General features: G+C 59.3%; 28 protein-coding genes and 1 pseudogene. 14 read left to right on the forward strand and 15 right to left on the reverse strand.

Translation table 11 applies throughout. The features are described 5' to 3' along the window. Positions 1-222: 222 nt before the first annotated feature. Positions 223-3,027 carry a DNA polymerase I gene (gene polA, locus AC1RS8_RS02895; protein WP_489339505.1) on the reverse strand — a complete coding sequence of 935 codons (2,805 nt, stop codon included), beginning with the start codon at positions 3,025-3,027 and terminating at the stop codon, positions 223-225. 74 nt (positions 3,028-3,101) lie between these two features. Here polA and AC1RS8_RS02900 point away from each other — a divergent pair, with 74 nt between their 5' ends. Then, positions 3,102-3,389, forward strand: coding sequence for a DUF2782 domain-containing protein (locus tag AC1RS8_RS02900; RefSeq protein ID WP_057712597.1), 288 nt, complete (start codon positions 3,102-3,104; stop codon positions 3,387-3,389). A 60-nt stretch (positions 3,390-3,449) separates the two neighbouring features. Next, positions 3,450-4,400 (forward strand): homoserine kinase, encoded by a 951-nt coding sequence (locus AC1RS8_RS02905; RefSeq protein WP_057712598.1) that lies wholly within the window; start codon positions 3,450-3,452, stop codon positions 4,398-4,400. Positions 4,401-4,514: 114 nt separating this feature from the next. On the opposite strand, the gene znuA is transcribed toward AC1RS8_RS02905, so the two are convergent. Next, positions 4,515-5,435: a zinc ABC transporter substrate-binding protein ZnuA gene (gene znuA, locus AC1RS8_RS02910; RefSeq protein WP_174245497.1), complete on the reverse strand. Its 921-nt coding sequence runs from the start codon at positions 5,433-5,435 to the stop codon at positions 4,515-4,517. A 66-nt stretch (positions 5,436-5,501) separates the two neighbouring features. Here znuA and zur point away from each other — a divergent pair, with 66 nt between their 5' ends. The 7 genes from zur (at position 5,502) to AC1RS8_RS02945 (ending at position 11,184) form a co-directional block, all read left to right on the forward strand. Then, positions 5,502-5,984, forward strand: a complete 483-nt coding sequence (gene zur / locus AC1RS8_RS02915) for a zinc uptake transcriptional repressor Zur (protein ID WP_008045818.1) — start codon at positions 5,502-5,504, stop codon at positions 5,982-5,984. Beyond that, positions 5,984-6,769 carry a zinc ABC transporter ATP-binding protein ZnuC gene (gene znuC / locus AC1RS8_RS02920; RefSeq protein WP_007989407.1) on the forward strand — a complete coding sequence of 262 codons (786 nt, stop codon included), beginning with the start codon at positions 5,984-5,986 and terminating at the stop codon, positions 6,767-6,769. The genes zur and znuC overlap by 1 nt, the downstream gene beginning before the upstream one ends. Continuing rightward, entirely contained in the window at positions 6,762-7,550 is a 789-nt protein-coding gene (znuB, locus tag AC1RS8_RS02925; RefSeq protein ID WP_057712600.1) for a zinc ABC transporter permease subunit ZnuB, read from the forward strand. The genes znuC and znuB overlap by 8 nt, the downstream gene beginning before the upstream one ends. A 37-nt stretch (positions 7,551-7,587) precedes the next feature. Next, positions 7,588-8,304 (forward strand): PA5502 family lipoprotein, encoded by a 717-nt coding sequence (locus AC1RS8_RS02930; RefSeq protein ID WP_057712601.1) that lies wholly within the window; start codon positions 7,588-7,590, stop codon positions 8,302-8,304. A 367-nt stretch (positions 8,305-8,671) separates the two neighbouring features. After that, on the forward strand, positions 8,672-9,679 hold the full coding sequence (locus AC1RS8_RS02935) for a methionine ABC transporter ATP-binding protein (RefSeq protein WP_057712602.1): 1,008 nt from the start codon (positions 8,672-8,674) through the stop codon (positions 9,677-9,679). Then, a complete protein-coding gene (locus tag AC1RS8_RS02940) occupies positions 9,679-10,353 on the forward strand; it encodes a methionine ABC transporter permease (protein WP_057712603.1) in 675 nt (224 codons plus the stop codon). The genes AC1RS8_RS02935 and AC1RS8_RS02940 overlap by 1 nt, the downstream gene beginning before the upstream one ends. A 60-nt stretch (positions 10,354-10,413) precedes the next feature. Next, entirely contained in the window at positions 10,414-11,184 is a 771-nt protein-coding gene (locus AC1RS8_RS02945; RefSeq protein WP_223501678.1) for a MetQ/NlpA family ABC transporter substrate-binding protein, read from the forward strand. 174 nt (positions 11,185-11,358) lie between these two features. On the opposite strand, the gene AC1RS8_RS02950 is transcribed toward AC1RS8_RS02945, so the two are convergent. From AC1RS8_RS02950 to AC1RS8_RS02970, 5 genes are read right to left on the reverse strand one after another with little or no spacing between them, the layout of a single operon-like run. Then, the gene (locus tag AC1RS8_RS02950) at positions 11,359-11,994 is read right to left on the reverse strand and encodes an SCO family protein (protein ID WP_057712605.1); all 636 of its coding nucleotides are present in this window, start codon (positions 11,992-11,994) and stop codon (positions 11,359-11,361) included. Then, a complete protein-coding gene (gene cyoE, locus AC1RS8_RS02955; protein WP_008045805.1) occupies positions 11,991-12,890 on the reverse strand; it encodes a heme o synthase in 900 nt (299 codons plus the stop codon). The genes AC1RS8_RS02950 and cyoE overlap by 4 nt, the downstream gene beginning before the upstream one ends. After that, on the reverse strand, positions 12,878-13,948 hold the full coding sequence (locus tag AC1RS8_RS02960) for a COX15/CtaA family protein (protein WP_489339504.1): 1,071 nt from the start codon (positions 13,946-13,948) through the stop codon (positions 12,878-12,880). The genes cyoE and AC1RS8_RS02960 overlap by 13 nt, the downstream gene beginning before the upstream one ends. Before the next feature lie 10 nt (positions 13,949-13,958). Continuing rightward, entirely contained in the window at positions 13,959-14,552 is a 594-nt protein-coding gene (locus AC1RS8_RS02965; protein WP_090457722.1) for a PA_0111/PP_0108 family redox-active disulfide protein, read from the reverse strand. Next, on the reverse strand, positions 14,518-15,258 hold the full coding sequence (locus AC1RS8_RS02970) for an SURF1 family protein (RefSeq protein WP_218494531.1): 741 nt from the start codon (positions 15,256-15,258) through the stop codon (positions 14,518-14,520). Before AC1RS8_RS02970 ends, AC1RS8_RS02965 begins: the two co-directional genes overlap by 35 nt. Positions 15,259-15,329: 71 nt before the next feature. Between AC1RS8_RS02970 and AC1RS8_RS02975 the strand changes: the two genes are divergently transcribed. Further along, positions 15,330-15,533, forward strand: coding sequence for a twin transmembrane helix small protein (locus AC1RS8_RS02975; RefSeq protein ID WP_057712609.1), 204 nt, complete (start codon positions 15,330-15,332; stop codon positions 15,531-15,533). 8 nt (positions 15,534-15,541) lie between these two features. Here the strand turns inward: AC1RS8_RS02975 and AC1RS8_RS02980 are convergent, their stop codons facing one another. The 5 genes and pseudogenes from AC1RS8_RS02980 to coxB form a co-directional block, all read right to left on the reverse strand. Further along, a complete protein-coding gene (locus tag AC1RS8_RS02980) occupies positions 15,542-16,429 on the reverse strand; it encodes a cytochrome c oxidase subunit 3 (protein WP_057712610.1) in 888 nt (295 codons plus the stop codon). A 25-nt stretch (positions 16,430-16,454) separates the two neighbouring features. Further along, entirely contained in the window at positions 16,455-17,006 is a 552-nt protein-coding gene (locus tag AC1RS8_RS02985; protein ID WP_056726726.1) for a cytochrome c oxidase assembly protein, read from the reverse strand. Positions 17,007-17,013: 7 nt separating this feature from the next. Then, positions 17,014-17,139 (reverse strand): annotated as a pseudogene (locus tag AC1RS8_RS02990) (outer membrane lipoprotein carrier protein LolA); the annotation flags it as partial. Continuing rightward, complete coding sequence (gene ctaD, locus AC1RS8_RS02995) at positions 17,136-18,728, reverse strand: cytochrome c oxidase subunit I (protein WP_057712611.1); 1,593 nt, start codon at positions 18,726-18,728, stop codon at positions 17,136-17,138. The gene ctaD and the pseudogene AC1RS8_RS02990, both read right to left, overlap by 4 nt. Before the next feature lie 82 nt (positions 18,729-18,810). Continuing rightward, positions 18,811-19,938: a cytochrome c oxidase subunit II gene (gene coxB, locus AC1RS8_RS03000; protein ID WP_057712612.1), complete on the reverse strand. Its 1,128-nt coding sequence runs from the start codon at positions 19,936-19,938 to the stop codon at positions 18,811-18,813. A gap of 369 nt (positions 19,939-20,307) precedes the next feature. On the opposite strand from coxB, the gene AC1RS8_RS03005 reads away from it, so the two are divergent. Beyond that, a complete protein-coding gene (locus tag AC1RS8_RS03005; protein WP_057712613.1) occupies positions 20,308-20,958 on the forward strand; it encodes a hypothetical protein in 651 nt (216 codons plus the stop codon). A 119-nt stretch (positions 20,959-21,077) separates the two neighbouring features. Here AC1RS8_RS03005 and AC1RS8_RS03010 read toward each other — a convergent pair whose 3' ends face one another. From AC1RS8_RS03010 to AC1RS8_RS03020, 3 genes are all read right to left on the reverse strand, one after another. Further along, positions 21,078-22,604, reverse strand: coding sequence for a SulP family inorganic anion transporter (locus tag AC1RS8_RS03010; RefSeq protein WP_489339503.1), 1,527 nt, complete (start codon positions 22,602-22,604; stop codon positions 21,078-21,080). Between the two features lie 91 nt (positions 22,605-22,695). Further along, a complete protein-coding gene (locus tag AC1RS8_RS03015) occupies positions 22,696-23,427 on the reverse strand; it encodes a carbonic anhydrase (RefSeq protein ID WP_008045785.1) in 732 nt (243 codons plus the stop codon). Between the two features lie 244 nt (positions 23,428-23,671). Further along, a complete protein-coding gene (locus AC1RS8_RS03020) occupies positions 23,672-24,730 on the reverse strand; it encodes a PA0069 family radical SAM protein (protein ID WP_489339502.1) in 1,059 nt (352 codons plus the stop codon). Positions 24,731-24,954: 224 nt separating this feature from the next. On the opposite strand from AC1RS8_RS03020, the gene AC1RS8_RS03025 reads away from it, so the two are divergent. The 3 genes from AC1RS8_RS03025 to AC1RS8_RS03035 all read left to right on the forward strand — a co-directional run bounded on the left by AC1RS8_RS03025 (position 24,955) and on the right by AC1RS8_RS03035 (position 26,645). After that, positions 24,955-25,257, forward strand: coding sequence for a hypothetical protein (locus AC1RS8_RS03025; RefSeq protein WP_349735885.1), 303 nt, complete (start codon positions 24,955-24,957; stop codon positions 25,255-25,257). Positions 25,258-25,342: 85 nt separating this feature from the next. Then, a complete protein-coding gene (locus tag AC1RS8_RS03030) occupies positions 25,343-25,891 on the forward strand; it encodes a hypothetical protein (RefSeq protein WP_489339501.1) in 549 nt (182 codons plus the stop codon). A gap of 109 nt (positions 25,892-26,000) precedes the next feature. Continuing rightward, complete coding sequence (locus AC1RS8_RS03035) at positions 26,001-26,645, forward strand: phosphatase domain-containing protein (protein WP_198530227.1); 645 nt, start codon at positions 26,001-26,003, stop codon at positions 26,643-26,645. The last annotated feature ends 33 nt before the right edge of the window (positions 26,646-26,678 follow it).

Genomic DNA, 26,678 nt, shown 5'->3' on the forward strand with positions numbered 1-26,678 from the left:
TGGTGGTGCGCAAGATTAGTTCAGATTTTTTTCAGATAGCTTTGAAATTACTCTGATAGCCCTCCGGACCAAGCTGTTTTTTTTGCGCCCTTCTGCCGCGGCACTATGCCGCAGCAGAACTCGACAATTTTCTGTAGGCGCGAGCTTGCTCGCGATGGAATTTCAGTCGAAATCGATGTGTCTGACACTCCATCGCGAGCAAGCTCGCTCCTACAAGAAGGCTCAGTGAGCCTCATCCCAGTTATTTCCAACACCCACTTCGACCAGCAACGGCACATCCAGCTTCGCCGCTTCGCTCATGTGTACGCGAATTTCATCGCGAACCTGGTCGACCAGGTCTTCACGCACCTCGAGCACCAGTTCATCGTGCACCTGCAAGATGACTTTGGCGTCGAGGCCCGACGCGGTCAGCCAGTTATCCACCGCGACCATGGCTTTCTTGATGATGTCCGCAGCGGTGCCTTGCATCGGTGCGTTGATTGCCGTGCGCTCGGCAGCGGCGCGCTCTTGCGGCTTGTTGGAGTTGATGTCCGGCAGGTACAGACGACGGCCGAAGAACGTCTCGACATAACCTTGCTCGGCGGCCTGGGCACGCGTGCGATCCATGTACTGGCGAACGCCTGGGTACCGGGCAAAGTAGGTATCGATGTAGGCCTTGGCGGTCTTGGTGTCGACGCCGATGTCCTTGCCGAGCTTCTGCGCGCCCATGCCGTAGATCAGGCCGAAGTTGATCGCTTTGGCGCTGCGGCGCTGGTTGGAGGTCACTTCGGCCAGTTCGACCTTGAACACTTCGGCGGCGGTCGCGGTGTGTACGTCCAGATTGTGGCGGAAGGCGTTCATCAGCCCTTCATCCCGGGACAGGTGCGCCATGATCCGCAGTTCGATCTGCGAATAGTCCGCCGCCAGCAGCTTGTAACCGACCGGGGCCACGAAGGCCTGGCGGATGCGACGCCCTTCGGCGGTGCGCACCGGGATGTTCTGCAGGTTCGGATCGCTGGAGGACAGCCGCCCGGTGGACGCCACCGCCTGGTGATACGAGGTATGGATCCGCCCGGTACGCGGGTTGATCTGCTCCGGCAGACGGTCGGTATAGGTGCTTTTCAGCTTGCTCATGGAGCGATATTCCATGAGCACTTTCGGCAATCGATAGTCGTCTTCTGCCAGTTTGGCCAGCACTTCTTCGGCGGTTGATGGCTGGCCCTTGGCGGTTTTCTTCAGTACCGGCAGGCCGAGCTTCTCGTATAGGATCACGCCAAGTTGCTTGGGCGAACCGAGGTTGAATTCCTCGCCGGCAATCTCGAAGGCTTCACGCTCCAGCGCCACCATCTTGTCGCCCAGTTCGATGCTTTGCACGCCCAGCAAGGCGGCGTCGACCAATGCGCCCTGGCGCTCGATACGCGCCAATACCGGCACCAACGGGATTTCGATGTCGGTCAGTACGCTGGCCAGGCTCGGAATAGCCGAGAGTTTTTCGAACAGGGCATGGTGCAGACGCAAGGTGATATCTGCATCTTCGGCGGCGTAAGGCCCGGCCTGCTCCAGGGCGATCTGGTCGAACGTCAGCTGTTTCACGCCTTTGCCGGCGATGTCCTGGAAACTTACCGTGGTGTGGTCCAGATACTTCTGCGCCAGGCTGTCCATGTCATGGCGGGTGGCCGTGGAGTTGAGCACGTAGGACTCAAGCATGGTGTCGAAGGCGATGCCACGCACGGTAATGCCGTTGTCCTGATCGCCGCCGATGGCGCAGTTGGCCAGGATGTTCATGTCGAACTTGGCGTGTTGGCCGACCTTGAGCTTGTTCGGATCTTCCAGAATCGGCTTGAGCGCGCGCAGGACCGTGTCACGATCCAGCTGCTGCGGCACACCGATGTAGGAATGGGTCAACGGGATGTAGGCCGCTTCGTTAGCCTGAACCGCGAACGACAGCCCCACCAGTTGCGCCTGCTGCGCATCGATGCCGGTGGTTTCGGTGTCGAAGGCAAACAGTTTGGCGTTGTTCAGTTTTTCCAGCCAGGCATCGAACCGCGCTTGATCGAGGATGGTTTCATAGGCGGCTTCAGCAGCGACGGCCGGTGCTTCGGCCTCTGGTTCGCTGAACAGATCGGCGGCCGGTGCTGGCTCGGCGGCAGCGCTCAGTTCCAGGCGTTTGGCGTCGCGATCAAGGTCGTTCAGCCAGCTCTTGAACTCCAGCAGGGAGTACAACTCGTAGAGTTTCGCAGGATCTTCCGCGCCCATTTTCAGGTCGTCGAGGCCAACGTCCAGTGGCACGTCAACCTTGATGGTCGCCAGCTGATAGGACAGGAAGGCCATTTCCTTGTGCTCTTCGAGCTTGGCCGGCAAGGTTTTGGCGCCGCGAATCGGCAGGGTCGGTACGATGTCGAGTTGCGCATAGAGCTCGGTCAGACCGCCGTTCACACCGACCAGCAAGCCGGAAGCCGTCTTCGGACCGATGCCTGGAACACCCGGAATGTTGTCGGAAGAATCGCCCATGAGCGCCAGATAATCGATGATCTGCTCCGGAGCGACGCCGAATTTCTCCTTCACGCCCTCCACGTCCATGCTGCTACCGGTCATGGTGTTGACCAAGGTAATGTGACCGTCGACCAGTTGCGCCATGTCCTTGTCACCGGTGGAGATGATCACCGGACGATCCGCCGCCGCACTGCTGCGGGCCAGGGTGCCGATCACGTCATCGGCCTCGACGCCTTCGACGCACAGCAGCGGGAAGCCCAGGGCGATCACGCTCTGGTGCAGCGGCTCGATCTGCACGCGCATATCGTCGGGCATGCTCGGACGGTTGGCCTTGTATTCGGCGAACATCTCATCGCGAAAAGTCCCACCCTTGGCGTCGAACACCACGGCGAACGGACTGTCCGGATATTGCTTGCGCAGGCTCTTGAGCATGTTCAGCACGCCCTTGACCGCACCGGTCGGCAGGCCTTTGGACGTGGTCAGCGGTGGCAGCGCGTGAAAGGCGCGGTACAGGTAAGAAGAACCGTCCACCAGGACGAGGGGGGCTTGGCTCATGAGCAGGATCAACCTTTTCGGCGGGTCCGGCGCTAGAATAGCGGGACCGTTGACGACAAAGGGACAAGGTTATCATGCGCACACTAAATCGCCTGTTGCTGGCTGGCTTGTTTGCAATCGCACCATCGGCCGTGATGGCGGCGGACGATGCGCCATCGGCGGACCCGGATGTCACCATTCGCACGGAAGGCGATAAACTCATTCAGGAATACCGGCAAAACGGCTTTTTGTACGCCATCAAGGTCACCCCAAAGGTTGGCAAACCGTATTTCCTGGTGCGCGCGGATGGCTCGGAGGGAAACTTCGTCCGCTCCGACTACCCGGATATGCTGATTCCGGCGTGGGAAATTTTTAAGTGGTAAGTCGTCCTTAACTTTAATCGGCGCCGGCTCAACAGCGGCGCCCGTACTGGCAGCTTAAACATGTCTGTGTTCACCCCCCTGGCTCGGCCCGAGCTGGAAGCTTTTCTCGCCCCTTATGGCCTCGGCCGCCTGCTTGATTTCCAGGGGATTGCCGCCGGTAGCGAAAATACCAATTTCTTTATCAGCCTGGAGCAGGGCGAATTTGTCTTGACCCTGGTCGAGCGCGGTCCGGTTCAGGAGATGCCATTCTTCATTGAACTGCTCGACGTACTGCACGGCGCTGACCTGCCGGTGCCTTACGCCTTGCGCACCACAGACGGCGTGGCCTTGCGCGAACTGGCGGGCAAACCTGCGTTGCTGCAACCGCGCCTGGCCGGCAAGCACATCAAGCAAGCCAACGCGCAACATTGCGCGCAGGTGGGTGAGTTGCTCGGCCATCTGCACCTGGCGACCCAGGCCAACATGATCAAACGCAAAACCGATCGCGGCCTGGACTGGATGCTGGAAGAGGGCACGCAGTTTCTGTCGCACCTCGGCGCCGAACAGAAAGACCTGCTGCAACGGGCGCTGGAAGAAATCACCCGGCAGAAGGAAAAAATCCTGGCACTGCCGCGGGCGAACATTCACGCCGACCTGTTCCGCGACAACGCGATGTTCGAAGGCACGCACCTGACCGGGCTGATCGACTTCTACAACGCCTGCTCCGGGCCGATGCTCTACGACGTGGCGATTGCCTTGAACGACTGGTGCTCGGACGACAATGGCGTAATCGATGGACCGCGAGCGCGGGCCTTGCTGGGCGCTTACGCGGCCTTGCGACCGTTCACCGCCGCCGAAGCCGAGTTGTGGCCGACCATGCTGCGGGTGGCTTGCGTACGGTTCTGGTTGTCACGCCTGATCGCGGCGGAGTCGTTTGCCGGACAGGATGTGTTGATTCACGATCCGATGGAGTTCCAGTTGCGCCTGGCGCAGCGACAGACAGTCAACACGCCTTTGCCTTTCGCCCTTTAAAGGCTTTGACCTGTGGGAACGAGCTTGCTCGCGATAGCGGCGGGTCAGTCAACATTGATATTGATGTAATGCCGCCTTCGCGAGCAAGCTCGCTCCCACAGGGTCTGGTGTCGGTTACAACGACTCCAGGCACCCCGCCAGATCATTCCCCAATTTCTCCAACACCTGCTCATAGCCCTGGCCAGTCGCCGGCGTGTACCCGCCCAGCGCATCCAGTTCAGCCAGTTTCACCGGCAAACCCGCCACCAGAGTTTCCGCCAGACGGGGCCGCAGCGGCGGTTCGCTGAACACGCAGGTCTTGCCGACTTCCTGCAATCGCGCGCGCATCGCCGCGACATGCTGGGCACCGGGTTGCACTTCGGCCGCGACGCTGAACACACCCACGTGCTTGAGGCCGTAGGCGTCTTCGAAGTAGTCGAAGGCTTCGTGGAAAACGAAGTAGGGCTTGCCCTGAACATCGGCCAGGCGTTTCTTCAGGCGCGCATCCAGTGCATCGAGACGCTCGTCGAAGGCTTTCAGATTGCTCTGATAGCGCGCGGCATTTGCAGGATCTGCGGCACTCAGGTCAGCCGCCATTTTCGTGGCGATGACCCGGGCGTTGACCGGCGACAGCCACAAGTGCGCATCCAGGCTGCCCGGACGGTGATCGTGGTCGTGTTCGTCGGCTTCTTCAGCGTGGGAGTGGTTATCTTCGGCAAAGTGACGCAGTTTCATGCCCGGCAAATCCTGCACGGCGACGTTGGGCAACGTACGACCATTGAGCACACGTGGCAGGAAGCCCTCCATGTCCGGGCCGATCCAGTACAGCAGGTCCACCGATTGCACCTTGCGTACGTCGGAAGGGCGCAACGCATAGTTATGCGGTGAGGCACCCGGTGGCAGCAAAACCTCGGGGATCGCCACGCCATCCTGCACCGCCGCGGCGATCAGTTGCAGAGGCTTGATGCTGGTAAGGACCTTGACCTCGGCCTGCGCCGAACCGATCAGCAGAAAACTTGCGATAAATGCGACAAAAACAGAAAAAAGTCGGGACACGATGACCACTCGAAGAGGCGAGAACGGGTAACATAATAACGTCTCTCACAAACCTCGTCGCCGCTCATGCTAAAAACACCGATCGCCAGCCGTCCCCACGACCACTCACATTGCGTTCACAGCGCTTTGTCCGAGGCCGATGCCCTGTGCGCACGTCAAGGTCTGCGCCTGACCGCGTTGCGCCGGCGAGTGCTGGAGCTGGTGTGGCAAAGCCACAAGCCTTTGGGTGCCTACGACATTCTCGCGGTCCTCAGCGAGCAGGACGGTCGTCGCGCCGCGCCGCCGACGGTGTACCGCGCGCTGGATTTCCTGCTGGAAAACGGCCTGGTCCATCGGATTTCCTCGCTCAACGCCTTCATCGGCTGCAATCACCCGGAACATGCTCACCAGGGTCAGTTCCTGATCTGCCGTGTGTGCCACGCCGCGATCGAACTTGAGCAAAAATCCATCAGCGACGCGATCATCGCCAGCGCCAGGGATGTCGGGTTTGTCGTCGAAGGCCAGACCGTTGAAGTGGTCGGTCTCTGCTCCGGTTGCCAGGGGGCTTGATGAGCAACGCGCTGATCCGTCTTGAGCAGGTTGCCGTCACGTTCGCCGGGCAACCGGTGCTGGACAACATCGAACTGAGCGTCGAGCCGGGGCAGATCGTTACCCTGATCGGCCCCAACGGCGCAGGCAAAACCACCCTGGTGCGTGCCGTGCTCGGCCTGTTGAAACCGGACAGCGGCAGCGTCTGGCGCAAGCCGAAACTGCGGGTCGGTTACATGCCGCAAAAACTCCATGTCGATCCGACCCTCCCGCTGTCGGTCCTGCGTTTCCTGCGCCTTGTACCGGGGGTGGACCGTGCGATGGCCTTGGCTGCACTCAAGGAAGTCGGCGCCGAACAGGTGATCGACAGCCCGGTGCAAAGCGTTTCCGGTGGCGAAATGCAACGTGTGTTACTGGCCCGTGCCTTGTTGCGCGAACCGGAACTGCTGGTACTCGACGAACCGGTACAGGGCGTCGACGTGGCCGGCCAGGCCGAGCTGTACAGCCTGATCACCCGCCTGCGTGACCGTCATGGTTGCGGTGTGCTGATGGTCTCCCACGATTTGCATCTGGTGATGAGCACCACGGACCAGGTGGTTTGCCTCAATCGTCACGTATGCTGTTCCGGCCATCCCGAGCAGGTCAGCGGCGATCCGGCTTTCGTCGAGCTGTTCGGAAAGAACGCACAAAGCCTGGCGATTTATCACCACCATCACGACCACGCCCACGACTTGCATGGCTCGGTGGTCAAGGCGCCCGCGTCGGGCCAACCCCATGTTCACGGAGATAGCTGCAAGCATGGCTGATTTTCTGCTCTACGCCCTGCTTGCAGGCCTGGCCCTGGCCGTCGTCGCAGGCCCGCTGGGGTCTTTCGTGGTCTGGCGGCGCATGGCCTATTTCGGCGACACCCTGTCCCACGCGGCATTGCTCGGCGTGGCCCTGGGTTTTCTGCTGGATGTCAGCCCGACCGTTGCCGTCACTGTTGGCTGCTTGCTGTTGGCGGTGATGCTGGTGACGTTGCAACAACGCCAGCCGCTGGCATCCGACACACTTTTGGGAATTCTCGCACCCAGCACGCTCTCTCTGGGCCTGGTGGTACTAAGCTTCATGCACGAAGTGCGGATCGACCTGATGGCCTATCTGTTCGGTGACCTGCTGGCGATCAGCCCGACCGATCTGGCCTGGATTCTTGGCGGCAGCGCGGCGGTACTGGTCTTGCTGGTTACGTTGTGGCGCCCATTGCTGGCGATCACGGTGCATGAAGAACTGGCCAGGGTCGAAGGTTTGCCCGTGGCGGGATTGCGCCTGGCGTTAATGCTGTTGATCGCCGTGGTAATTGCCGTGGCGATGAAAATCGTTGGCGTATTGCTGATCACTTCGTTGCTGATTATCCCGGCGGCTGCGGCACAACGTCATGCTCGCTCGCCGGAACAGATGGCACTGGGCGCGAGCCTGCTGGGCATACTCGCCGTGTGTGGCGGGCTGGCGCTGTCCTGGTTCAAGGACACCCCGGCCGGCCCGTCGATTGTGGTGACGGCCGCCGCGCTATTTCTGCTGAGTTTTGTTCTGCCCCGTCGAGGGGTGTAGACTTGCTCGTTTTTTGCGCAAATAGAGAGTCGCAGGAATGAAGTCGTTCGCCTCCCGTTATCTGCTCCTTGTCGCATTTTCTTTGCTGCTGGGCGCCTGCCAAAGCACGCCACCGGCGGCCACCGAGGCCGCCGATGCGCGGGCCGCGGCCATCGTACAACTGGAACAAAACATCGCCAGCGATGAACTGGCCATCGCCGAAGACCAATTGGCAGCCTTGCAGGCCGAATCGCCCAACGATGCTTCCCTTGAGCAATACCAGCGGCAGCTGGCCGAAGCCTATCTGCGCCGCAGCCAGATCGTGCTGCAAAAGGGTGACGTGGATGCCGCAGCAACTGCCCTGAGCCGTGCCCGCGCGTTGATGCCCAAGGCTCCGGCACTGACCGGCGGAGTCAACGGCTCGATTGCCCAGGCGCGCAAGGCCGAACTGGAAAGAGCCGAAGCCGCCCTCAAGGCTGCCGAAGCCAAGCCAAAAGCCAAGGTTATCGACCTGACGGCTGAAAGCACCACGGTCGTGCTCAATATCAACGATATGGGCAAACTGCGTCGCCAACTGGATGCCATTGCCGCCGATGTGGTGAATTTTCAGTGCGACGTGAGCATTCAGGCTCCACGCACTAATGATTACCCTTGGCTGGCCAACTTGCTGACCAAACGGGTGAAGAAACTCGATCCTGAGTTTGATCTGAAGCTGGAGCGGCAGATTTTGCGCAGTGTCCCGGCACAGATGGTTCTAACGCCTCGTAAATCTTAAAAGCATCGCGAGTACGCTCGCTCCCACAGGGTTTCGGGTTGCCCACACATTTTGTGACCAACACATCTCTACTGTAGGAGCGAGCTTGCTCGCGATGGCGGTCTCCCTGGCTCCGCAGATCTTCAGGCCGGAATCGCCTTGGCCTTCGCCTCCCTGTCCCAAACCCGATGCTGCCCACCATGTCGAAGTTGCCTTCGGCCTTGGGTGAGTTTCTTCAGCCGTTCCTTTTTTCTGACCTTTGATCGCGTTATTGCCAAATGACAGGACAAATACGAAATAAATGCTAAGAACCTCTATACGGACAGGCTAAAATGCGCGCCCGGCTAACCGCTGATCCTTTTCTAACGCGCCCCACAAGGTTCGCTACGTGATCGAGTTTCAAAACGTCCATAAAACCTACCGCGTCGCCGGTAAGGAAATCCCCGCCCTGCATCCGACCAGTCTGACGATTGAGAACGGGCAGGTTTACGGCTTGATCGGTCATTCCGGCGCAGGAAAAAGTACCCTGCTGCGTCTGATCAATCGCCTGGAAAACGCCAGTGGCGGCAAAATCACCGTCGACGGTGAAGAAGTCACTGCACTCGACGCCAACGGCCTGCGCCGCTTCCGTCAGCAGGTCGGGATGATTTTCCAGCACTTCAACCTGCTGGCCTCCAAGACTGTCGCCGACAACGTCGCGCTGCCTCTGACCCTGGCCGGCGAATTGTCGCGCAGCGAGATCGATTCGCGCGTGGCCGAGTTGCTGGCGCGGGTCGGCTTGTCCGACCACGCGAAAAAGTACCCGGCGCAATTGTCCGGCGGGCAGAAGCAGCGTGTCGGCATTGCCCGTGCGCTGGCGACCAAGCCAAAAATCCTGCTGTGCGACGAAGCCACCAGCGCCCTCGACCCGCAAACCACCGCATCGGTCCTGCAATTGCTGGCCGAGATCAATCGCGAGCTGAAACTGACCATCGTGTTGATCACCCACGAGATGGACGTGATCCGCCGGGTCTGCGACCAGGTAGCCGTGATGGACGCCGGCGTGATCGTCGAGCAAGGCTCGGTGGCCGAAGTGTTCCTGCATCCGAAGCACCCGACCACCAAGCGCTTCGTGCAGGAAGACGAGCAGATCGACGAAAGCGAACAGCGTGACGACTTCGCTCACGTGCCAGGCCGCATCGTGCGTCTGACCTTCCAGGGCGACGCGACCTACGCGCCGTTGCTGGGCACCGTCGCCCGGGAAACCGGTGTGGACTACAGCATCCTGGCCGGTCGCATCGACCGCATCAAAGACATCCCCTACGGGCAACTGACCCTGGCCGTGACCGGCGGTGACATGGAAGCAGCCTTCGCCCGCTTCACCGCAGCCGACGTCCACATGGAGGTGCTGCGCTAATGGAAGCCCTGACAAGTTTCTTCGCCAATATCGACTGGTTCGAAATCTGGCTGGCCACCGGTGACACCTTGCTGATGCTGGGTGGTTCGCTGTTGTTCACCGTACTGCTTGGCCTGCCGCTGGGTGTGCTGCTGTTCCTGTGCAGCCCGCGCCAGTTGCTGGAAGCCAAAGGCATCTACGCGATGTTGTCGCTGGTGGTGAACATCCTGCGCTCGCTGCCGTTCATCATCCTGCTGATCGTGATGATTCCGTTCACCGTGTTGATCACCGGTACCTCCCTTGGTGTCGCCGGTGCAATTCCGCCGCTGGTAGTGGGTGCCACGCCGTTTTTCGCGCGCCTGGTGGAAACCGCCCTGCGTGAAGTGGATCGCGGCATCATCGAAGCGACCCAGGCCATGGGCGCGACTACACGACAGATCATCACCAATGCCTTGCTGCCTGAGGCTCGTCCGGGCATCTTCGCGGCGATTACGGTGACCGCCATTACACTGGTGTCCTACACGGCGATGGCCGGTGTCGTTGGCGCTGGTGGTCTGGGTGACCTGGCGATCCGTTTCGGTTACCAGCGTTTCCAGACCGATGTGATGGTGGTGACAGTGGTGTTGCTGCTGGTACTGGTCCAGGTACTGCAAACCGTTGGCGACAAATTGGTCGTCCACTTTTCCCGTAAGTAAGACATGAGCCGGCCATTCGCTGGCAGGCGCCAAACGGGCGCCTCACATGGAGTTAGCTGAATGAAAAAACTACTCGTTGCCTTCGCGGCCGTTGCGGCATTCTCTGCCCACGCTGAAACCCTGACCGTCGCGGCCACTCCGGTTCCGCACGCCGAGATCCTCGAATTCGTGAAGCCGGCCCTGGCCAAAGAAGGCGTGGACCTGAAGGTCAAGGTATTTACCGACTACATCCAGCCGAACGTGCAGGTCGCGGAAAAACGCCTGGACGCCAACTTCTTCCAGCACCAACCGTACCTGGATGAGTTCAACAAGGCCAAGGGCACCCATCTGGTTTCTGTGGCTGGCGTGCATCTGGAGCCCCTGGGCGCTTACTCCAGCAAGTACAAGACCATCGCTGAACTGCCTGGCGGTGCCAACGTGGTCATCCCGAACGACGCTACCAACGGCGGCCGTGCGCTGTTGCTGATGGCCAAGGCCGGCCTGATCAAGTTGAAGGATTCGAACAACATCCTGTCGACCGTCAAGGACATCACCGAGAACACCAAGGATCTGAAAATCCGCGAACTGGAAGCCGCGACCATCCCGCGCGTGCTGACTCAGGTCGACCTGGCGCTGATCAACACCAACTACGCGCTGGAAGCCAAGCTTGATCCGGCCAAGGACGCGCTGTTCATCGAAGGCAGCGACTCGCCTTACGTGAACATCCTCGTTGCCCGTCCAGACGACAAGGACACCGATGCGATGAAGAAACTGGTGGCTGCCCTGCACAGCCCGGAAGTGAAGGCCTTCATCCTCGAGAAGTACAAAGGCGCGGTGGTGCCGGCGTTCTGATCGAACTGCTGCAATGCAAAAGGGGATGCCAAGTGCATCCCCTTTTTTGTGCCTGGAAATACGGCCCCAGTGGGAGCGAGCTTGCTCGCGATGGGGCCATAACATTCAACATCCAAGCTGACTGATACACCGCCATCGCGAGCAAGCTCGCTCCCACAGGGTTTGGTGGTGTTTTCAGTTGCGCTTGAGCATCACCGGCAACTGCGCCACCAGCTTCGCATTGTTCAACGGCGCCCGAATGAACCCACGCTGTGTCCCATCCGGCCCGATCACCGCGAGGTTGCCGCTGTGATCAACGGTGTAGTTCGGCTTGCTCGTGTCCGCCGGAATGAACGGAATGCTCACTGCGTTGGCGATCGTTTGCAGTTCATCGGTCGACGCCGGGGTCAGGCCGATGAACTGCGGGTCGAAGTAGCCCAGGTACTGCTTGAGCTGCTTGGGCGTATCGCGGTTCGGGTCGACGCTGACCAGCACAATCTGCAATTTATCCACCGCCTCGGGCGGCAATTCGCTCTTGATCTGCCGCAACTGGGCGAGGGTGGTCGGGCAGATGTCCGGGCAGAAGGTATAGCCGAAGAACAGCAGGCTCCACTTGCCTTTCAATTCATTGATCGCGACCGGCTGGCCGTCCTGATTGGTCATCATCACGTCCGGCAGATTACGGCTCTGCGGCAGCAAGATGATGCCGGCGTCGATCAGCGCCGTCGGATCGCCCTGGTTTTTCCCGGACAGCACCTTGTTGACGGTCAGGCCCAGGATCAGTGCGACCAGGGCGACAAGTATGAAGACGGTTTTCTGGGTTCGAGTCATAGGTTCAACAATAGGTAGTGGTCTACGAGCAGGGCGATAAACAGCAGGAACAAGTAGTAGATAGAGTACTTGAACGTGTTGATTGCCGCGTGCGGCCGAGTGCCACGGTACAGCACCACGGCCCATTGCAGAAACCGCGCGCCCAACCCGAGCGCGCAGACCAGGTAGAGCGTGCCGCTCATGTGGATCACATAAGGCATCAGGCTGACGGCAAGCAATGCGAAGGTATAAAGCAGGATGTGAATCTTGGTGTAGTGCTCGCCATGGGTGACCGGCAACATCGGGATGTCAGCCTTGGCGTATTCCTCCTTGCGATGGATCGCCAGCGCCCAGAAGTGCGGCGGGGTCCAGGCGAAAATGATCAGCACCAGCAGCAGCGGTTCGGCGCTGACGTGACCGGTGGCGGCGGTCCAGCCGAGCAATGGCGGCGCGGCACCGGCCAGACCACCGATGACGATGTTCTGCGGGGTCGCGCGCTTGAGGAATCCGGTGTAGACCACCGCGTAGCCGAGCAACGAGGCGAGGGTCAGCCACGCGGTCAGCGGGTTGGTGAACGCCAGCAGCATGGCTTGCCCGAGGACCGCCAATACCAGCGCGAACGTCAGCGCGGCGGTCGGCGAAACCCGGCCTTCGGCGAGCGGCCGCTTGTGGGTGCGCGCCATCACCGCGTCGATGCGCCGGTCCACCACATGATTGACCGCCGCCGCGCCACCGGCACACAGGGCGATGCCCAGGTTGCCGAAAATCAGCACCGTCCACGGCACGCCCGCACGGGTCGCGAGGAACATCCCCACCAGTGAAGTGATGAGCATCAGCACCACCACTTTGGGCTTGGTCAGTTCCAGGTAGTCACGCCAGATCGCCTGACTGGGACGTTCGCCGATCAGAATCGCCATGGCATTTCTCCTTTTATTGTTATGGGCCCGGCTGAGTGTTTACGTGGGCTGAAGTGCCAGCGCGCTTGCTTGACCCGGACCAGACTGGTTCGGGCGTGGTAATTGACCAGCACCATGGTCAGCAACAGCGCCGCGCCGCCCGCGTTATGCGCGACGGCCACCGGCAGCGGCAGATGGAACAACACGTTGCTGATGCCCAGGGTGATTTGTGCGCCGAGTGCGATCAGCACCAGGCCTGCCAGGCGCGTCATGCCAACCGCCTTCAGTTGCCAGGCCAGACCGAGCAATACCAGGGTGACCAGTAACGCGCCGATGCGATGAGTCAGGTGAATGGCCGTACGGGCATCGCTGTCCAGTTGCCCGCCGAGGTAGTTCGGGCCGATGTGCTGGGTCAGGTGAAAGCCGTTGGCGAAGTCCGCCGCTGGCAACCACTGGCCGTGGCAGGTCGGAAAGTCGATGCAGGCCACGGCGGCGTAATTGGAACTGACCCAGCCCCCGAGGGCGATTTGCCCGATCACCAGCAACAGCCCTGCCGTCGCCCAGTGCTGTAAACGTCGTGGCACCGTCAACGCCGGCAGTACGCCGGACAGGCGCAAGGTCAGCAGAAACAACAGGCTCAAGGTCGCGAAGCCGCCCAGCAAATGCCCGGTGACCACCTGCGGCCAGAGCTTGAGCGTTACCGTCCACATGCCGAACGCGGCCTGACCAAAAACCACCGCCAACAGGAACAACGGCAGCTTCACCGGCTGTCCGGGATGGCGGCGATGCCCCCACGCACGACCGGCCAACACCGCGATCAACAGCCCCAGCGTGCCGGCGGTGTAGCGGTGGATCATCTCGTTCCAGCCCTTGTGGGCCTCGACCGGAGCGTCCGGGAAATGCAATTCGGCATGGGCCAGTTGGGCTTCGCTTTTCGGCACGCTGATGAAGCCATAGCAGCCGGGCCAGTCCGGGCAGCCGAGGCCGGCGTGGGTCAGGCGCGTGTAGGCGCCGAGCAACACCACAATCAGTGCCAGCAAGGTGGCAAACAACGCGAGGCGAAATCCAGGCTTGGCCATGACGATGCCCTTATCCGATGTTCGACAGTTTCAGCAGGTGGCGCAGATCGTTGAGCAAGTCCTTGCCCTTCACCGACGGGTCGTAGCGCAGAACCAGATTGCCGTGGGGGTCGATGATCCACAGGTGCGGCACGTCATTGCTCTGAGCGCCTTTTGTGTAGGCAGGCAAGTCCAGTGAATAACGTTGCAACTGCGGGTACTCGCGTTGAAGTTTAGTCTCGTAATCGCTGTTCAGCGTCTGCGCGGTGGCCAATGCATGGCTGGCGCGGGACGCATCGCGGCCCAGGCCGATCTGGATTTGCCGCGCCAGATACACCAGTTGCTGGCAGTCCACCGCGCAATCCTTGGGCGCGGTCACCAGTATCTGCCAACGCTCTTCCTGGGCCTGCACGCCGATGTCCGCCCGGGTCTGACCGTTACCGATCAGCTCGCCGTGATAACTGCGGCCCTCGGGCACCCAGAAATTCAGCTTGTACATGCCGGTGGCAAGGATCATCGGACCGATCACCCCGAGCAGGATCAGCAGCAGTTGCATACGGCCCTTGCGCCGGTTCACCAACGGTTTCGCCTCAGACATGCTGGGTGGATTCATGGCCGCTCCCATGGTGTTTCTCCTTTGCGTTGTGCCAGCCGAGATAGAGATAAAGACCGAACAGGACGATCGCCATGGCGAACCACTGCACGGCATAAGCGATGTGTTTTTCCGGGCCCATGGCGACTACGGGCCAGTCGGCCTGGTAGATGGCGGGTCCGGTTTCGGCACGTAGTTCGTAGGCAAAGCCTTCGCGATTCAGTGCTGTCCAGAGCTTGTCTGGCTCAACGGCCGTAATCAGCTTCGGCCATGTCAACGTTGTGGGATCTGCGTGCAATTGGAACGTCGCCCCAGGGGAGACGTAGACCCACGCGTCAAGGCTTACCGCCTCGGTGGGTGTCTTGAATTGCGGTGGTGTGCGGCGCTCCGGCCAAGGCAACCAGCCGCGATTGACCAGCAGCCAAAGCCCGGTGGCCTGATCGTGAAAGGGTTGCAACAGCTCGACGCCAACCCTGCCGTTGCGCTGACTGTTATCCAGCAGCAGGCTGTGTTCGGCATCGAACCGGCCGTACAGGTGAACCCGACGGAAGGCCGGGTCTGTCGTGTGTTGCAGTTCGGTGCTGGCCATCGGCTCGGCGGCCCGCCGCTCGGTGTAGCTTTGCAGCAGCGCGCTTTTCTCCGCGCCCCGACTCAACTGCCAGAACCCCAGGGACACCAGTAGCGGCAGCAGCAGCGCCACCACCAGCGTTGGCACGATACCTGGCCGAAAGCACTTCATGGCATTGCCAGAAAATCGGTCATCGCGATAGCTATACTCAAGTACATCGCTTGTCCCCCCGGAGTCTCACCATGCTCAAAGCAGCCATCGTCCTGATGCTGATTGCCACGGTTGTCAGCCTGTTCAGCGGCCTGTTTTTTCTGGTCAAGGACGACAGCCGCTCAAACCGCCTCGTCATTGCCTTGAGTGTTCGTGTGACCCTGGCCGCCCTTACCCTTGGCTTGATTGCCTGGGGCTTTTTCAGCGGCCAGCTGGTTTCCAATGCCCCCTGGTAACTGCTGCTTTAAAGCACATAGACGAAAACAAACAGCCCGATCCACACCACATCCACGAAGTGCCAGTACCAGGTCGCCGCTTCGAAACCGAACTGGTGCTCGTTGTCGAAGTGCCCGCGCATGATCCGCATCAGCATCACGAACAGGATGATGGTGCCGATGGTGACGTGGGCGCCATGGAACCCGGTGAGCATGAAGAAGGTCGCGCCGTAGATGCCCGAGCCCAGGGTCAGGCCCAGTTCGCGGTAGGCGTGCATGTACTCTTCGGCCTGGAAGATGAGGAACGCACTGCCGAGCAATACAGTGAGCGCCAGCCAGAGTTTCAGTGCGCCGCGATGGCCCTTTTTCAAGGCATGGTGGGCGATGGTCACGGTCACGCTGGAACTGACCAGCAACACGGTATTGAGCAGCGGCAGGCCCCAGGGGCTAATGACTTCCTTGGGCGGCGGAAACAGTTTCGAGTCGGGGTTGCTCAGCAGCGGCCAGGTGAACTGGAAGTTCGGCCACAGCATATGCGCCATGCCTTTGGCGCCTTCACCACCGAGCGCCGGTCCGGAGATTTGACGCACATAAAACAGCGCGCCAAAAAAGGCGATGAAGAACATCACCTCCGAGAAAATGAACCAGCTCATGCCCCAGCGGAACGAGCGATCCATCTGTGCGCTGTACAAGCCGCCGCGACTTTCCTTGATCACCGTGCCGAACCAGCCAAACAGCATGTAGGCCAGCAACAGGCCACCGACGAAAAAGATCAGCGGCCCGTGGGATTCCGGACGCGCTGCTTTCAGATCATTGAACCAGGTGGCCAGGCCAAACACCGTGACGAACATCCCGACCGTGGCGATGATCGGCCATTTGCTCTGGGCCGGGACGTAATAATGTTCATGAGTTGCCATTTATTGTTCTCCTTATCGGGCACGCTCAGCCGCCAGTGTTTACAGCTACCGGTGGATGTCGGGCGGTGATATCGAACAGCGTGTAGGACAGCGTCAGGTGCTTCACATCCTTGGGCATGTCACGATCAACGATGAAACGTACCGGCATTTCGATCCGCTGACCGGGCTGCAGCACTTGCTGGGTAAAGCAGAAACATTCGGTCTTGTGGAAGTACGCCGCCGCATTGCTGGGCGCGATACTCGGCACGGCTTGGGCGCTCATCGGCTTATCGGTGGGGTTGTGGGCGATGAAGATCATCTCGTTCACCGCCCCCGGGTTCGCGGTCAATTCGTCATGTTTGGGATAAAAGTCCCACGGCATGTCGGCGGTGTTGGTCGACAGAAACTGCACGCGTACCTGCCGCGAGGTGTCGACCGTTTGCTCACCCTCGTACTGCCCGCCGGTCTTGCCATTAATGCCGAAGGCCTTGCACATCACGTCGTAGATCGGCACCAGGGCAAAGCCGAACACAAACATTGCCACCACCACGGTCAGCAGGCGCGTGACCAGTTTCTTCATCGAAATCGAGTCAGCCATGATTTCCGCACAACCCTGCAGGAGCGAGCTTGCTCGCGAAAAACTTGAGAGCGCCGTGGTGTGTCAGGCTTCCAGCGTCATCGTTGACGACCATCGCGAGCGAGCTCGCTCCTGCAAAGGGCCAGGCGTTCATTTCACTTCCGGCGGCGTGGTGAAGGTGTGATACGGCGCCGGCGACGGGATGCTCCACTCCAGACCTTCAGCCCCATCCCACGGCTTGGCCGGTGCCGGCGCGCCGCCTCGAATGGTCTTGATCACGATGAACAGGAAGAAGATCTGCGTGGCGCCGAACATGAATGCGCCGATCGACGACACCATGTTGAAGTCGGCGAACTGCAGGTTGTAGTCCGGAATCCGTCGTGGCATGCCCGCCAGCCCCACAAAGTGCATCGGGAAGAAGGCCAGGTTCATGCCGATGAACGACAGCCAGAAATGCAGCTTGCCGAGGGTTTCGTCGTACATGTGGCCGGTCCATTTCGGCAGCCAGTAGTAGGCCGAGGCGAAGATCCCGAAGATCGCCCCCGGCACCAGCACGTAATGGAAGTGCGCGACCACGAAGTAGGTGTCCTGGTACTGGAAGTCCGCCGGGGCGATGGCCAGCATCAACCCGGAGAAACCGCCGATGGAGAACAGGATCACGAACGCCACGGCAAACAGCATCGGCGTCTCGAACGTCAACGAGCCCTGCCACATGGTGCTGGCCCAGTTGAACACCTTCACGCCCGTCGGCACCGCAATCAGCAACGTGGCGTACATGAAGAACAACTCGCCCACCAGCGGAATGCCGACCACGAACATGTGGTGCGCCCAGACGATGAACGACAGGAACGCGATACTCGCCGTGGCGTAGACCATCGAGGTGTAGCCGAACAATGGCTTCCGCGAAAAGGCCGGAATGATCGAGCTGACGGCGCCGAACGCCGGCAGGATCATGATGTACACCTCGGGGTGACCGAAGAACCAGAACACATGCTGGAACAGCACCGGGTCTCCGCCACCGGCGGCACTGAAGAAACTGGTGCCGAAGTGGATGTCCATCAGCATCATCGTCACGCAACCGGCCAGTACCGGCATCACCGCAATCAGCAGGAACGCGGTGATCAGCCAGGTCCAGACGAACAGCGGCATTTTCATCAGCGTCATGCCGGGGGCGCGCAGGTTGAGGATGGTGGCGATCACGTTGATCGCGCCCATGATCGAACTGATCCCCATCAAGTGGATGGCGAAAATGAAGAAGGTCACGCTTTCCGGCGCGTAGGTCGTCGACAGCGGCGCATAGAACGTCCAGCCGAAGTTCGGCCCGCCACCGGCAGTGAACAGGGTCGACACCAGCATCAGGAACGCCGCCGGCAACAGCCAGAAGCTGAAGTTGTTCATGCGCGGCAGGGCCATGTCCGGCGCGCCGATCATCAGCGGGATCATCCAGTTGGCGAGGCCGACGAAGGCCGGCATCACCGCACCGAAGACCATCACCAGACCGTGCATGGTGGTCATCTGGTTGAAAAATTCCGGCTGGACGATCTGCAGCCCCGGCTGGAACAGCTCGGCGCGAATCACCATCGCGAACGAACCGCCAAGCAGGAACATGGAGAACGCAAACCACAGGTACAACGTACCGATGTCCTTGTGGTTGGTGGTCAGCACCCAGCGCATCAGGCCTTTTGCGGGGCCATGGGCGTGGTCGGTGGCGGTATGAACATGCTCATCGATTACAGCAGTCATGTCCTGTCTCCTGCAAACAGATGGACTGGGCAGGCCGGGGTGCGTAGCCCCGACCGGTTCCTTACGTGCGCAATAGACCGGGTCATTTGCTTTCCGCCTGTTTCAGCTCCAGCACTTCTTTAGGCGTGACCATGTCGCCCTTGTTGTTGCCCCAGGCGTTACGTTCATAGGTCACGACCGCCGCGATATCGACCTCCGAGAGTTGCTTGCCGAATGCGGCCATGGAAGTGCCAGGCTTGCCGTGGAAAACAATGCTCAGGTGAGCGTCTTTCGGTCCGGTGGCGATTTTCGAGCCCTTGAGTGCCGGGAACATCGGCGGCAGACCCTGGCCTTCGGCCTGGTGACAGGCCACGCAGGTGGTGTGATAGACCTTGTCGCCGCGTTCCTTGAGCTCCTCGAGCGTCCATTCCTTGCTGGTCAGCTCTTTGAGCTGCGCGGCCTCGGCCTTGCGATCGGCCAGCCACTTTTCGTAATCGGCCTTTTCCTTGACCTCGACCACGGTCGGCATGAAGCCGTGATCCTTGCCGCACAACTCGGCGCACTGGCCACGGTAGATGCCGGGCTTGTCGATACGGGTCCAGGCTTCATTGACGAACCCGGGAATCGCATCGCGCTTGACCGCGAAAGCCGGCACCCACCAGGAGTGGATCACGTCGGCGGAGGTCACAAGGAAGCGCACCTTGGCACCGACCGGCAGCACCAATGGCTTGTCGACTTCGAGCAGATAGTGCTCGCCCTTGGCTTCCTTGTTGTGGATCTGATCCTGGGGGGTGGTCAGGTTGCTGAAGAACTCGACGTCCTGGCCCAGGTATTTGTAGTGCCACTTCCACTGGTAACCGGTGATCTGGATGTCGATTTCCGGCTCACTGGCGTCGTACATCTTGATCAGGGTCGCGGTAGCGGGAACCGCCATGGCCACCAGGATCAGGAAGGGCACGATGGTCCAGAGAATTTCGACGGTGGTGCTTTCATGAAATTTGGCGGCCACCTGCCCGGTCGAGCGGCGGTGGAGAATCATCGACCAGAACATGGCACCAAATACGATGATGCCGATCACCACACAGATCCAGAAAATGATCATGTGCAGGTCGAATACTGCGTGACTGATTTCAGTCGCTCCAGGCGCCATATTCACAGTCCAGGCCGCTTGCGCCTGACTGAAAATCGACCACAACAGGAGGCCCATCCAGACATGTGGATGTCGCATCATTGCGGGTTCCCCTTATCGTTCTTGTTATCCCGCCGGCTTTCACCTGCGGCAAGGGAGCGGCTGCATCAGACTACGAACTTGAGCACCGGGCCTTGCTGCATATGCAGTCGGGCGTCATCAGCTAACTCCATTCCACCCCGAGTATAGACAGCGACTCTCACCTCGCAATGCGAAGGCGTAAATGATCTGAAACAGCATTAACTTGCGTTGCAGGGCACGAATGGAGAAGGATGCAGACGAGTGGTGGCAAATCGATATAACGGGACCGTCTCAAGGATGAAATAATTATGACAAATGCGTCTTAGCATTTTTCGTAAGCCAGCTAAGTTATGTCTTCCCTATTTCATTGCCTTGTTTCCTGGAGTTTTCATGAACACCGCCGCATTGCGCGAGCAGATCCAAACAGCCCAACAACACGAAGCCGAGACCGGTCTGCTGACGCGTCAACTGGAAAGCAAACTGGCTCATCTGCACCCGGCGATCCAATTACCGGAGGCCGATACCAAAGGCGTACTGACGCGATTTGTCGCCGCCTACATCGAAGAAGTGCCTGATCTGCTGGATGCAGCCAATGAAGTCGCCAGGGAAGCGGGCATTGAGTCACAGATCAAACCGGTGCTGAAAATCGCCGAGCAATACTTCCTCCAGCCGCCAGCCATCATGGCCGGCCATGCCGGGCTCGACAGTCTGCTGGATGAAGCCTATCTGGCGCACCGGTTTGTCGAAGAGGTCAACGACCTGTACATCAAGCATCTTGGCCAGCCACTGATCCCCTTGGACATGACTGTCGCCAACCTGATTGCTCACCAATTGATCGGTGAGACGTTCGCCAACCAACTGGACGAAGTGGTGCATCACGCCATCGACGAGATGCTCAACGACGAAACCTTCGCACTGGAGTCCGTGGAAGCCTACCGCGAGAAGCTCAACAGCCCGGACACCGGCGCCGCGTGGAAACGCTGGCCGTGCATGTCCCGCCGTTTGGGCGTAGGCCTGGAACTGGATCAACCGGCGGCTTGATTCACCGGTAAACACAATCCCCTGTGGGAGCGAGCTTGCTCGCGATGAGGCTATGTCATTCAACATCAAAGTTGACTGATCTACCGCCATCGCGAGCAAGCTCGCTCCCACATCGGGCCTCAGCCAGCCGCACCTATGCCCGTGTTGGTACGAACCCTGCCTTCAAGTCTGCGCTTCAGCCCCCGCGATTCAATCAACAGCTTCGAACCCTTGGCCGCATTCGCCCGGCCCCACTCCTCCAGAAGCTCCAGACACGAGTGATCGATGTAGCTCAGGTTGTTAAGCGGCACATGCACCGTCGCGCCTGGTGGAATACTACCCAGCACCTGGGTCAGCGCCGGCACTTTGAGGAAGGTCGCCGCGCCCACCAGGCGCAATTCCATTTCCCCTTCCTGAGGCAGGTCGATCAGGCTGATTTTCAACCGCGAAGCTTTCAGCGCCAGTTTCACCAGCGTCAGGCCGAAGCCAATCAATACGCCAGTCAGCAGGTCCGTGAAAACGATGGCGAGCGCGGTTGCCGCATAGGTGAACATCGGCGCCCGACCATACCGGCCCAAACCACGGAATACCTTGAGATCCACCAGCTTGAAACCGGTGTACACCAGCACGCCCGCCAGGCTCGCCACCGGAATGCTTTGCAGCACGCTGGACAGCAACAGTACGAACGCCAACAACCACAGGCCGTGGAAAATGGTCGAAAACCGCGTGGTTGCGCCAGCCTGAACATTCGCCGAACTGCGTACGATAACGCCGGTCATCGGCAACGCTCCAAGCAGGCCACACAGCATGTTGCCGATACCTTGCGCCGACAATTCCCGGTCGAAGTCCGAGCGCTGACCACTGTGCATGCGATCAACCGCGGCGGCTGAGAGCAAGGTTTCGGCGCTCGCGATGAAAGCCACGGCAAACGCCGCGATCAGCAAGGTCGGATCAGCCAGGTTGAGCAGATCCTCTGGCTTGAGCCAGTCGATGGCCTCCGTCAGGTTGGCCGGAACCTCAACCCGTTTGACCTGCAACGCCAGCATCAGGCTGGCAAGCGTGGCCAGACCGACGCCAAGTAGCGCGCCAGGAACGAAGCGCAGGGATTGCGGACGGAATTTATCCCACAGCCACATGACGGCGATTGTCGACAAACCGAGCAACCCGGCTTGCCAGCCAAACGTGGGCAACGCCAGAGACAGCGCCGCCGGGAAGGCCGCCAGGTTATCCAGACCCGAAGGTTTGGGCACGGCATCCAGCATCACATGCACCTGAGACAGGATGATCAGCACGCCAATCCCGGCCAGCATGCCGTACACCACCGCGGGTGCCGTCACTCGAAACCAGCAGCCCAGCTTCAATCGGCCAGCCACCAGTTGCAGCAAACCCGCCAACAACAGTATCGGCCCGAGCATGGTGATGCCGTGCTGGCGGACCAACTCGAACACCAGAACGGCCAGGCCCGCCGCCGGGCCGCTGACTTGCAGTGGCGAACCGGCCAACCAGCCGACCACCAGACCACCGATGATGCCGGTGATCAGGCCTTTGGCCGGCGGCAGCCCCGAAGCAATCGCGATGCCCATGCACAGAGGCAGGGCGACCAGAAACACAACCACCGAAGCCAGTAGCTCCCGTGGCAGAACAGCTTTGAGTCGAGCAGCACGCATGGTGAGTCTCCCGAAATTTTTCTTCAGGCATGGCAAAGCCAGGCTGCCTGAACGGCAGCCTCGGCTGAACCACACAACGATTTAGGAGGATTTAGAAGCGCGCTTTGGGCGTCGCCACGGGAATTGGCAGGCTGCCATTGAGCGGCAGGAAACAGCCTTGATCGGCGTCGTACGCTTTGATTTCGCTGGTTTCGATGTTGTAGACCCAGCCGTGAATAAATAGCTGACCGTTGGCCATGCGCGAAGCAACCGACGGATGGGTGCGCAGATGCTGCAACTGGGCGATCACATTCTCTTCAGTGAGGATGTGCATGCTTTCGCTTTCGCTGGAGCAGTTGCAGTTCTCTTGCACCATGGTTTTGGCCACTTCGGCATGACGCAGCCAGGCTTTGACCGTGGGCATTTTTTCCAGACTGTCCGGGTTGAGCACCGCGCGCATGGCGCCGCAGTCGGAATGCCCGCAAATGATGATGTGATGCACCCCAAGAGCCAGTACGGCGTACTCGATGGCCGTGGAAACACCACCGTTCATTTGCCCGTAAGGCGGCACGACGTTGCCGACGTTACGGGTCACGAACAGGTCGCCGGGGGAGCTCTGGGTAATCAACTCGGGAACGATGCGCGAATCGGCGCAGGCGATGAACATCGCTCGTGGCCGCTGGGCCGTGGCGAGTTTCTTGAAGAGCTCTTCCTGTTGAGGAAAGATCTCATGATGAAAATGCAAAAAGCCGTCAACGATATGCTGCAACGCTGCATCGGCGGTTTCGGCCTCGGGTTGGGCTGAAGCCGACGCAGCCAACGGCTGTTTATCCTTGTCACTCATCAATTCATCCTCATTGGCGGGCTCAGGGAGTCATCCCGTGTGGTCCGGTGTGAAGCCAGTGGCTGGTTAAAAAACATCCAGGCCAAACATCTCGACCCATCAGTCACTCGATGAACAAGGTAGCGGCCGAATCTTAATTGAAACTGAATAAAACGCTCTAGAATGCGTGTTGCAGGTCACAAAAAACGTGACCAGCCTAAGACGCAAGCGCGATCTTCAGTACTCAACCATAGGCCAATTGTCCTCAAATCAATGACATTTGGCGACCGGGCGGACAAAAGGCATTGCAGTCCAGGTCAAAGCTTTCCCGGCGATTGAGCCCCAGGCGCTTGATGGCTTTGGCAAAACGCTGTGCCAGCAGGTCGGCGAAGGGACCTTCGCCGCGCATTCGAGCACCAAAGCGGCTGTCGTAGAGTTCACCGCCACGGCTCTGGCGAATCAGGCTCAGCACATGCGCCGCCCGTTGCGGATAGTGGGCGCCCAGCCATTCTTCGAACAGCGGCGCCACTTCCAGCGGCAGACGCAGCATCATGTAGGCGGCGCTTTGTGCTCCGGCGTCGTGAGCCTCGGCGAGCAGGCTTTCGAGTTCGCTGTCGTTGATCATCGGAATCATCGGTGAACACAGGACGCCCACCGGAATGCCCGCCTCGCGCATGACCCTGATCGCCCGCAACCGGGCCTTGGGCGCTGCGGCGCGGGGTTCAAGGATGCGTTTGAGATCGTCGTCCAGGGTGGTCAGGCTGATCATCACCGCCACCAGGTTTTGCTGTGCAAGTTCGGTCAGCAGGTCCAAATCGCGAAGTATCAGCGAGCCTTTGGTGACGATGGTCACGGGATGGCGATATCGCAGCAGTACTTCGAGGGTATGCCGGGTGATCCTGTATTCACGCTCGATCGGCTGATAGGGGTCGGTGTTGGAGCCGAGGTTGATCGGCGCACATTGATAGCCGCGTTTGGACAGTTGTTGCTCCAACACATCCACAGCGTTGGTCTTGGCGATCAGCTTTGTCTCGAAATCCAGCCCGGGCGACATGTCCCAATAGGCATGGCTTGGCCGCGCGTAGCAGTAGATGCAGCCATGCTCGCAACCGCGATAGGGATTGATCGATCGATCGAAGGGCAAGTCCGGCGACGTATTGCGGGTAATGATGGTTTTCGCCGTTTCAATGCTCACCTCGGTGCCCTGGGTGAGCGGTACTTCCTGATACCAGCCGTCGTCCTCAACCACCGAATGGCTGGGGGCAAAGCGGTTGTGCGGGTTGGTTGCGGTGCCGCGGCCGCGGGGAGGCAGAGAGCTAACCATCAGCGGACTCCTTGATCTGTATATCCATACAGTACCCAACTCACTGCCTGTCGACCAGTACCGCTCAGCCCTTCATCTGACAAAGGGGCATCATGATGCTTACTTGTTCATTGATAATCAGAAAACTCAGGAAACATATAGTCAGTGGTTAGATTCAATACCCAACCGTATATTCAACCCAACAGGCAATACCCTCAACAGCAATCAAATAAAAGGATTTATTAATGTCTTTCTTTAATCAGCGCGGTATTTTCCTTCAACTCATGCGACCAAATCCTTCGGAACCCAACACCTTGGTTTCTTTGCAACTGGCTCGCAAAGAGTTGAGTTGGGATGCGGAAAATGAAATGCAAGTTGAAAAGCTGGTCGACTCAACTTACTACACCGCCACTTCCACCGACCTTGGCAACTCTTTCAGCATCCGGACCGTGGGCAAGGATGTCGATGGAGACGGGACCATCGATGCCGACGACAAAGCCAAGTTACAGGCGCTGGCAAAGGCTTATGCCAGTATCGTCAATCCCTGAGCCCTGGCTTTCCGATCACTGGAAAGTGCTATTGCCGAATGCATGCGGGCTCCCGCATGCATTCCAGACAGCCTGGAGGATAAAAATGTCAATGCTCATAAAAACTGGTGCTTATCTACAACAAAAAGAAACGACGAAAGGTGTGCAGGTAATTATCAAGCTAATAAGGGCAGGCGAGTATCCGAACAAAACAATGGAGCAATTCGCTGATATTCTCGCAGGCGCTCCCTCAGTGACACTCCATATAAAAGACGAAGGCAAGACTTCAAAGCTCGATTTTGATCCTTGGTCCGATATCAATGTCACTCCAGACAATAGCATCGACGAAAAGGACATTGCCGCCCTTACACAACTTGCACTCGCTTTTTATCATCAACAAATAATTGCCCCAGAGGGCATAGCGTACCTTTATCGTCTTTCCGCTGAATCACCCGAGCTTCGAGTAGACGTTGAGGAATTTGAAATTGACGAAGATGATCATCAACTGTATAGCCTCGGTGTGTACAAAACTAAATCTGCGAATGCCGGCTCGTCTTTTGAAGGTCGCAAGCGCAACCCTTTAACTGGACAGGTGTTTAACTATGGGGTCGGACTGAACGAGCTGCTCAAATCCTTCATCAAACTGAAACTATAACCTGAGCGCGGACTTCACGATTCTTTGACAGTCAGCTCACAGGCCTTTGACCGTGCATGGCTGATCCTTGCCACCATCTTCCCGTCCCTTTCTGAACGGTCGCTCAAGCATGCTTTTTCCACGTTTTTTATCTGCAATATGCTTGTCGCTGGTTGTGCTCGCTAACCTGACACCGGCACTTGCTGACGACAGTGTGATGCAGCGTCCAGCAGACTGGGCTCAACAGATAGAGAAGCAATACAACCTCTTCCAGATGTCGCCGACGCTCTATCGCAGCGCCTTGCCGGACAAGGGCGCGGTGCCGCTGCTGGAGAAACTCAAGGTGGGCACTGTGATCAATTTCCTGCCCGAAGCAGACTCCAGTTGGTTGTCCGCGCCAGGTATCACGCAAGTACAACTGCCTTATCGCACCAACCATGTGGATGACGCCGATGTGCTCAAGGCCTTGCGCGCCATTCGGTCCGCCGAAGCCAAAGGCCCGGTGCTGATGCACTGCAAACACGGTTCCGACCGTACCGGCCTGATGGCCGCCATGTACCGGGCTGTCATCCAGGGCTGGACCAAGGAGGAGGCCCTGAACGAAATGACCCAGGGCGGCTTTGGCGACAGCACCCACTTCAAGGACGGAATTCGCTACATGATGCAGGCCGACGTGGAAAAACTGCGCACGGCCCTGGCCAATGGCGATTGCAGCACCAGCCCATTCGCTGCGTGTTCAATGAAGAGCTGGTTCAAGTCCGCTCACATCGAATAAAAAAAGCCCCCGCTGCATTGCACAACGGGGGCT

The organism is Pseudomonas sp. GW821-FHT12A04 (assembly GCF_058807755.1).

Bases quoted from the DNA above. Each gene is read 5' to 3' on its own strand.
- polA (WP_489339505.1), bottom strand. From the start codon at position 3,027: ATGAGCCAAGCCCCCCTCGTCCTGGTGGACGGTTCTTCTTACCTGTAC.
- AC1RS8_RS02900 (WP_057712597.1), top strand. From the start codon at position 3,102: ATGCGCACACTAAATCGCCTGTTGCTGGCTGGCTTGTTTGCAATCGCA.
- AC1RS8_RS02905 (WP_057712598.1), top strand. From the start codon at position 3,450: ATGTCTGTGTTCACCCCCCTGGCTCGGCCCGAGCTGGAAGCTTTTCTC.
- zur (WP_008045818.1), top strand. From the start codon at position 5,502: ATGCTAAAAACACCGATCGCCAGCCGTCCCCACGACCACTCACATTGC.
- znuC (WP_007989407.1), top strand. From the start codon at position 5,984: ATGAGCAACGCGCTGATCCGTCTTGAGCAGGTTGCCGTCACGTTCGCC.
- znuB (WP_057712600.1), top strand. From the start codon at position 6,762: ATGGCTGATTTTCTGCTCTACGCCCTGCTTGCAGGCCTGGCCCTGGCC.
- AC1RS8_RS02930 (WP_057712601.1), top strand. From the start codon at position 7,588: ATGAAGTCGTTCGCCTCCCGTTATCTGCTCCTTGTCGCATTTTCTTTG.
- AC1RS8_RS02940 (WP_057712603.1), top strand. From the start codon at position 9,679: ATGGAAGCCCTGACAAGTTTCTTCGCCAATATCGACTGGTTCGAAATC.
- AC1RS8_RS02945 (WP_223501678.1), top strand. From the start codon at position 10,414: ATGAAAAAACTACTCGTTGCCTTCGCGGCCGTTGCGGCATTCTCTGCC.
- AC1RS8_RS02950 (WP_057712605.1), bottom strand. From the start codon at position 11,994: ATGACTCGAACCCAGAAAACCGTCTTCATACTTGTCGCCCTGGTCGCA.
- cyoE (WP_008045805.1), bottom strand. From the start codon at position 12,890: ATGGCGATTCTGATCGGCGAACGTCCCAGTCAGGCGATCTGGCGTGAC.
- AC1RS8_RS02960 (WP_489339504.1), bottom strand. From the start codon at position 13,948: ATGGCCAAGCCTGGATTTCGCCTCGCGTTGTTTGCCACCTTGCTGGCA.
- AC1RS8_RS02965 (WP_090457722.1), bottom strand. From the start codon at position 14,552: ATGGGAGCGGCCATGAATCCACCCAGCATGTCTGAGGCGAAACCGTTG.
- AC1RS8_RS02970 (WP_218494531.1), bottom strand. From the start codon at position 15,258: ATGAAGTGCTTTCGGCCAGGTATCGTGCCAACGCTGGTGGTGGCGCTG.
- AC1RS8_RS02975 (WP_057712609.1), top strand. From the start codon at position 15,330: ATGCTCAAAGCAGCCATCGTCCTGATGCTGATTGCCACGGTTGTCAGC.
- AC1RS8_RS02980 (WP_057712610.1), bottom strand. From the start codon at position 16,429: ATGGCAACTCATGAACATTATTACGTCCCGGCCCAGAGCAAATGGCCG.
- AC1RS8_RS02985 (WP_056726726.1), bottom strand. From the start codon at position 17,006: ATGGCTGACTCGATTTCGATGAAGAAACTGGTCACGCGCCTGCTGACC.
- ctaD (WP_057712611.1), bottom strand. From the start codon at position 18,728: ATGACTGCTGTAATCGATGAGCATGTTCATACCGCCACCGACCACGCC.
- coxB (WP_057712612.1), bottom strand. From the start codon at position 19,938: ATGATGCGACATCCACATGTCTGGATGGGCCTCCTGTTGTGGTCGATT.
- AC1RS8_RS03005 (WP_057712613.1), top strand. From the start codon at position 20,308: ATGAACACCGCCGCATTGCGCGAGCAGATCCAAACAGCCCAACAACAC.
- AC1RS8_RS03010 (WP_489339503.1), bottom strand. From the start codon at position 22,604: ATGCGTGCTGCTCGACTCAAAGCTGTTCTGCCACGGGAGCTACTGGCT.
- AC1RS8_RS03015 (WP_008045785.1), bottom strand. From the start codon at position 23,427: ATGAGTGACAAGGATAAACAGCCGTTGGCTGCGTCGGCTTCAGCCCAA.
- AC1RS8_RS03020 (WP_489339502.1), bottom strand. From the start codon at position 24,730: ATGGTTAGCTCTCTGCCTCCCCGCGGCCGCGGCACCGCAACCAACCCG.
- AC1RS8_RS03025 (WP_349735885.1), top strand. From the start codon at position 24,955: ATGTCTTTCTTTAATCAGCGCGGTATTTTCCTTCAACTCATGCGACCA.
- AC1RS8_RS03030 (WP_489339501.1), top strand. From the start codon at position 25,343: ATGTCAATGCTCATAAAAACTGGTGCTTATCTACAACAAAAAGAAACG.
- AC1RS8_RS03035 (WP_198530227.1), top strand. From the start codon at position 26,001: ATGCTTTTTCCACGTTTTTTATCTGCAATATGCTTGTCGCTGGTTGTG.